This is a genomic window from Curtobacterium sp. HSID17257 (genome assembly GCF_003989515.1).
Lineage (GTDB): Bacteria > Actinomycetota > Actinomycetes > Actinomycetales > Microbacteriaceae > Curtobacterium.
This window is the reverse complement of the sequence record NZ_RBLU01000239.1, coordinates 1-812: the sequence shown is the minus strand read 5'-3', so window position 1 is coordinate 812 and position 812 is coordinate 1. Positions and strand designations below refer to the sequence as shown.

Here is an 812-nt window from a genome sequence, read left to right as displayed (position 1 = left end):
CCCCGCGCGGCCCCCAGGGGAAGCCGTACGCGGTCCGCAGCGCGTCCGGCAGCATGCCGACGGTGACGATCCGCACGAGCGGCATCGCGGCGCGCACCCACAGCGGTGCGAAGCGGGGGTGCAGGAGGTCGCGCACGATGCCCCGGGCGTCGTCGGTCACGCGCAGGGACGGCAGGGTCCGCTCCCAGTACGCGTCGAACGCGGCCACCGAGTCGAACCAGCCGTCGGCCGGCACGCGCAGGGACGTCGCGATCGGGGCGTAGGCCGCCAGGACACGCTCGGCGTCGTCGGGCGACAGGGGGTCGCCGAACAGCTCGTGCGCCCGCCGTGCGGAGTCGAACAGCGTCGCGGCCACCCACCGCTGCCGGTCGACCTCGTCGGCGCCGGCGACGGGTCGGTGCGCCCGGTCCACGAACGCGGTCGCCACGGCAGCGTCGGCCTCGGTCCCGATCACGACGGCGTAGACGAACATCAGGGTGTGGGCCAGCCGCTGCTGCGGTCGGCGCGCGAAGTCGGAGTGCCGTCGGACGCCCGCCGCGACGACCGGGTCCGCGATCTGCAGCAGGATGGCGCGGCCGCCGGCCGCGACGGGCGTGCTGTCCGCCAGCCACCGACGCAGGTCGCGGTCGGCGACGTGACCGTGTGCCGGACGGGAGGCCCGTGGCCCGCCCGTCGCACCGCGTCCGCCCGCCGTCCGGTCGCTGTGGCCGGCGGGGCGGGGGTGGGTCGGGCCTCCCGGCCGTCGCGTCACGGACGTGACCCGGATCGCCGTGCACGCCGCAGCGCTGCGGTGTCCGTGGACAGGGCTGCGA

Annotated in this window: 1 protein-coding gene; it reads right to left on the bottom strand. The window is 77.1% G+C overall.

The genetic code is table 11. The features are described from left to right. Positions 1–751, bottom strand: a 751-nt coding sequence (locus D8M35_RS16215) for an oxygenase MpaB family protein (RefSeq protein WP_161972703.1), incomplete at its 3' end; no start/stop codon positions are given. Positions 752–812: the final 61 nt, after the last annotated feature.